A 5246-nucleotide genomic window follows, 5' to 3' on the forward strand; every position below is an offset into this window, starting at 1 on the left:
GATTGGCTGGGAAGCCCACACTGAACTCAAAGAGTCAGTGTGGGAGCTGTCACGATTTTTGGATAGCTTTGTCTTGATGCAGTCGCTCATGGGGGGAACCCCCAAGACCGCGCTGCATCGCTTACAAAACCCCCTTAGAGCTTGGAATCATCCCTGCACGACGAGGATCAATTTCCACAGCCATGCGCATTGCTCTGGCAAATGCCTTGAATGTTGCTTCAATAATATGATGTGAATTGATGCCATCTAGTTGGCGGATATGTAGGGTGAGCTGACTATGGTTAACCAGTGCGACAAAAAACTCTCGCACCAGCTGGGTATCATAGGTTCCGACACGCTGGGTAGGAATTTCCAAACCATAGCTTAAGTGAGGACGTCCAGAAAAATCTAGAGATACCAAAATCAATGCCTCATCTAGGGGAGCCAGGAAATTCCCGAAGCGGACAATTCCTTTGCGATCGCTTAATGCTTTTGCCAAGGCTTGCCCTAGGGTAATCCCAACATCTTCATTAGTGTGGTGATCATCAATTTCTACGTCTCCCTTTGCCTGCACCTCTAAGTCAATCAGTCCATGGGAAGAGATTTGATGCAGCATATGGTCTAAAAATGGGATGCCTGTATTAGCGGTGCAGATACCTGTACCATCTAAATTCAGTGACACTTGTACATCAGTTTCCCCAGTAGTACGCCTGACTGAGGCTGTTCGCGCCTTTAACCTAGACTCTTGGGTGTTGAGAATTATCGGTCCGCTCTCGATCTGCGTCGGGTTATCGCTTACTTGCATTACATCTTTACTCCTGTCTAACTTAGTCTGACTGAATACTTATTTTCCTATTTCTCAGTAACCAAACTAATTCATTATTCTTGAGTTCAGTATTCGCGCATTGCATCAACCATGACGTAATGCGCGAAATAATTATCAATTCTTGATGCAGTCGCTCATGGGGGAAACCCCCAAGACCGCGCTGCATCGCTTTTTATGTTCCAATTCTATAGTTGACGCAATTGTTCTGAGTCACATTCCCATTATTTCGTAACCAGCGTCTACATATAAAACCTGACCAGTGATGCCACTGGCTAAATCACTACACAAGAATGCAGCTGCTTTACCCACTTCTTCCTGAGTAACAGTGCGGCGCAGTGGTGCTACTTTCTCTACATGATGAATCATATCCATGATCCCCCCAACTGCTGAAGAGGCTAAGGTCCGGATTGGTCCTGCGGAGATAGCATTGACCCGAATCGTTTGGGGTCCGAGTTCTGCGGCCAGGTAACGAACACTCATTTCCAGTGCTGCTTTAGCAACACCCATGACATTATAATTGGGAATTACTTTAACCCCCCCAAGATAGCTGAGGGTGACAATGCTACCCCCATCAGTCATCAAGTGTTTCCAAGCTGCTGTTAGTCGATTGAGGGAGTAACTGCTAATGTCTAAGGCTAGGGAAAACCCATCACGGGATGTCTGACTAAACTCTCCCGATAGATCCTCTTTATTGGCAAAGGCTAAACAGTGAATCAGGATGTCGAGTCTGCCCCATTGTTTTGCGATCGCATCCGCAATTGCTTCAATTTGGGCATCGTTTCGGACATCACAGGGCATGATAATGCTAGGTTCGAGGGGCTCTACCAGGTCTCGAACTTTTTTCTCATAGCGACCTTTTTCGTCAGGCAAAAAGTTCACACCTAAATTTGCCCCCGCGTTGTGCAACTGTTGGGCGATCCCCCAAGCAATGGAGCGGTTGTTGGCGATGCCAGTGACAAAAGCATTTTTTCCGTTGAGATCGAGCATGGTTTTTAGGTTGAGTCGCGCTATGAGTCAGGGTTGAAGGTTAGTTAGCCGTGTATGACAGCCCAGTTATTATATCCCTGAATGCAGCAACGTTGAGTTTTTCAGCTCTATTTCAACTAGTAATAGGTAATTGTGAGCCCAAGTCTGGTCAAGTATTATATTGTTATAATTTTTATTATAAATTTTAAGTATAAACCTTTATTATAGTTTATAAACAAGGGTGCCAGGTAATCAAACTAACTCTATTATCGGCGATCTGCAATCACCCGGAAGCGAAATAGCCACTAACTCCCCGACTTAATAGGGATTAGTTATGGCAGGCGAGGGTGAGGTTACTCACCCCACTAGAACCATAGCAATGGCTACTGTGCATCCCAAACCCTAAACTCCACACCCCAAACCGGGTCTCCCGTTAACCCTTCAGGCTTACCCCCTGAGGTAACCACCAATCATTCCCCCTGAGATTTTTAGTGTTTGGTAGCAATTTTTACAAAAAATTAGTTCAGATTGATATTAAGTAATGAGAAATAAATTTGTCGATTCCACGATGATTGGTACTAATCGCCGCTTTCCCCTCAGGGGTTAAGAGAAAATCAAGCCAAGAGCTTGCTAAACTATAGACTAGCAGTTAATACTGTTGGCCTGTTGGCAAATTAGCTCAAAACTTGCCAAAATTGATGGGCAAGGGGAATTAAGAACGGTTGTAGCAGTTCACGACAAACTAATTAAAACTGTTTAAAATCCGCTAAAATAGCCTAAATATACAAGCCTAAATAGATAAGATTCATTGACTAATCCGTGGCTTAACATCCCCGGAAGTCTTTTCACTATAAATACATAGGGGCATTGCTACAAAGGAATAGATATGGATAGGGTTGTGACGCAGGATACACCACTAGCTGCTGTTTTTCGTCAGATTGGTAGAGGAGCGTTTCCACCAGTCGTAGAAACCTATGAGCGAGGTAAGACGATTTTCTTCCCAGGAGATCCAGCTGAACGGGTTTACTTTTTGCTAAAAGGTGCTGTCAAACTTTCTAGAGTATACGAAGTAGGAGAAGAAATCACTGTAGCACTGCTGCGAGAAAATACGGTTTTCGGTGTTCTATCTCTGATTACTGGTCACCAATCTGATCGGTTCTATCATGCAGTTGCCTTTACAACTGTAGAGTTACTCTCTTCCCCGATTGACCAGGTAGAAAAAGCACTGAAGGAAAACCCGGAATTATCAATGTTGATGTTACGGGGACTATCGTCTCGGATATTACAGACGGAAATGATGATCGAAACCTTAGCTCATCGGGATATGGAGTCTCGATTGGTTAGTTTTCTATTAATTCTCTGCCGTGACTTTGGGATACCCTGTGGGGATGGGATTACCATTGAACTGAAGTTGTCCCATCAAGCGATCGCAGAAGCTATCGGTTCGACTCGGGTGACTGTCACCCGTCTACTGGGAGACCTACGGGAAAAAGAAATGATTTCGATTCACAAGAAAAAAATTACTGTCCACAAGCCAGTGGTTTTGAGTCAGCAATTTACCTGAAAATTAGTGATTGCAACAACAATAAACCCGATTGCGACCATTAGATTTAGCAATCCGTAGGTTCTGGTCAGCACATCGCAGTAGGCTTTCCCCTCTATGGTCGTCCTGATTTTTGTTAAAGGAAGCAACACCCAAGCTAATGGTAATTCTCAGCACCAATCTTTTATCAATCTGAAACGGTTGATCGCTAATAATATGTAGCACTCGGTTAGCCACTGCTCGGGCTTCTTCACAGTCAGTGTGACTAAGAATAATCACAAACTCTTCTCCACCATAGCGAAACAGGGAATCTTGAATACGTAGGTTATGTTTGAGACGACTTGCCAGTAGCTTGAGAGCGCGATCGCCTACCGGATGTCCGTAGTTGTCGTTGATGGACTTGAAATAGTCTACATCTAGGATAATCAGACTCAGGGGCGTTGATTTACGAAAGGCATTTTCGACTTGTCGGGGTAACTCCCATTCCATTGCCCGACGATTGCTCAATTCTGTCAAGGGATCAACCAATGCTATCCTAGATAGGAAATCATTAGTGTGCATTGCTTCTCGGTATAGTCGCACTCCTCGTAACCCTGCCTGAATTTGTGCCTTAAGCAAGCGATTTTCCGCTACAGCTATGGCTGAGTCTTGATTACTGATTGAACTGATCCGTAAGTAGGCATCTGCACCGTTTTCTAGGGCTTGAGCACATTCTCTTAACTCCCAGTTTGGGTCTAGTCCCATTGTTGTAATCGCTATTTCGGGCAAGTCATTGATCAAAATGCAGTATATCCAGCCGAGCAGCTTTTGTTTTTTAATCTGACGACATAGTTGTAAACTAGCCACCTGCGTTGCCTGCAAAATTAAAATAGCAGGTTGTCTAGTCTTGATCAGTTGTATGACATCATCAAGTTCCCAAGATACCTCGACAGTGCTAGACCTTATATAGCAAGTCCGCTTCACAAATGCAGTGATAAACTGTTTATTTCCTACCACTAATATAGAAGCATCTATAGAAGCATCGTTTTTATTTATAGTTAGCTCTACAGAGCTAATACATTCACCCTGAATTAATAATCTTAACACTGCTACTTCTTCAAGAAAGTATTAGCTAATACGTTTTTCTCTAAATTCACCAGTCTATGGAATTTTGCTATGGGATAGATAGATGCTAAATAAATTGAGCCTATTGCTGACTATGGAATGGCCGCTCAAGTACAGTTGGATCTCTTACCAATTATCCATTGCCGATTTCCCATTCCCCGATATGGATTGTGAATCACAAGCTGTAGACCTCTTGATAAATGAGGTGATATTATAACAATCATTTCCAAACTATATTCCTGTATGTAGCAATTATAAATAGGTGGTGAACTATCAAGCAGCCAGGATGCCAATAATACCATGATTTTAGGTTTGTAGATTTTTACAACTCGTTTATAAATTTGATATAAGTTTTAGTTTAACGAGTTTTATTGAACATAAACCTGAATAACAACAAAAATTAGTTTAATCCCCGATGAATCCAAAGCCAACTTATGCACATCTTAGGCACATAGTTAATTAGGGGTTACTCAGCAAAAGCTGAGCACAGGGATTATTCTGAGGTGCGACCGGTGGCGAATTTAATTCTTCATCCAAGGGCACCTAATTTATACTTGTCTCTAATACTCTCTTGTTTTTATCACAAGTGGTAGTAGCAATTTATCAGTATCCGGGTAATTTTTTTAAATCTTTATCTAAGATGGTGAAAACACTTAACTGTTCAACTGAGTGAGAGCATTATTATTCCCACTAACCTTTAAGATCAAGTCAGGTTGAATACCCATAATTAGATGGAGGGTGGGGAGATGGGGAGATGGGGAGATGGGGAGATGGGGAGATGGGGAGCGGTGCGACCCGTGGCGAATTTAATTACGGGTCAAGCGCACC

4 protein-coding genes are annotated in these 5246 nt (G+C 43.0%); 1 reads left to right on the forward strand and 3 read right to left on the reverse strand.

Annotation, left to right across the window (positions count from 1 at the left end; translation table 11 throughout):
- Positions 1 to 121: 121 nt before the first annotated feature.
- Both hisB and fabI read right to left on the reverse strand, forming a co-directional pair.
- Positions 122 to 784 carry an imidazoleglycerol-phosphate dehydratase HisB gene (hisB, locus tag AC4II3_RS31035; protein ID WP_488016231.1) on the reverse strand — a complete coding sequence of 221 codons (663 nt, stop codon included), beginning with the start codon at positions 782 to 784 and terminating at the stop codon, positions 122 to 124.
- Positions 785 to 1015: 231 nt separating this feature from the next.
- Positions 1016 to 1792, reverse strand: a complete 777-nt coding sequence (gene fabI / locus AC4II3_RS31040; protein ID WP_488016233.1) for an enoyl-ACP reductase FabI — start codon at positions 1790 to 1792, stop codon at positions 1016 to 1018.
- Between the two features lie 865 nt (positions 1793 to 2657).
- Here fabI and ntcA point away from each other — a divergent pair.
- The gene (gene ntcA / locus AC4II3_RS31045; RefSeq protein ID WP_070391512.1) at positions 2658 to 3335 is read left to right on the forward strand and encodes a global nitrogen regulator NtcA; all 678 of its coding nucleotides are present in this window, start codon (positions 2658 to 2660) and stop codon (positions 3333 to 3335) included.
- 3 nt (positions 3336 to 3338) lie between these two features.
- On the opposite strand, the gene AC4II3_RS31050 is transcribed toward ntcA, so the two are convergent.
- Positions 3339 to 4400 (reverse strand): GGDEF domain-containing protein, encoded by a 1062-nt coding sequence (locus tag AC4II3_RS31050; protein ID WP_488016235.1) that lies wholly within the window; start codon positions 4398 to 4400, stop codon positions 3339 to 3341.
- Positions 4401 to 5246 lie beyond the last annotated feature (846 nt).

The organism is Moorena sp., from assembly GCF_982860115.1.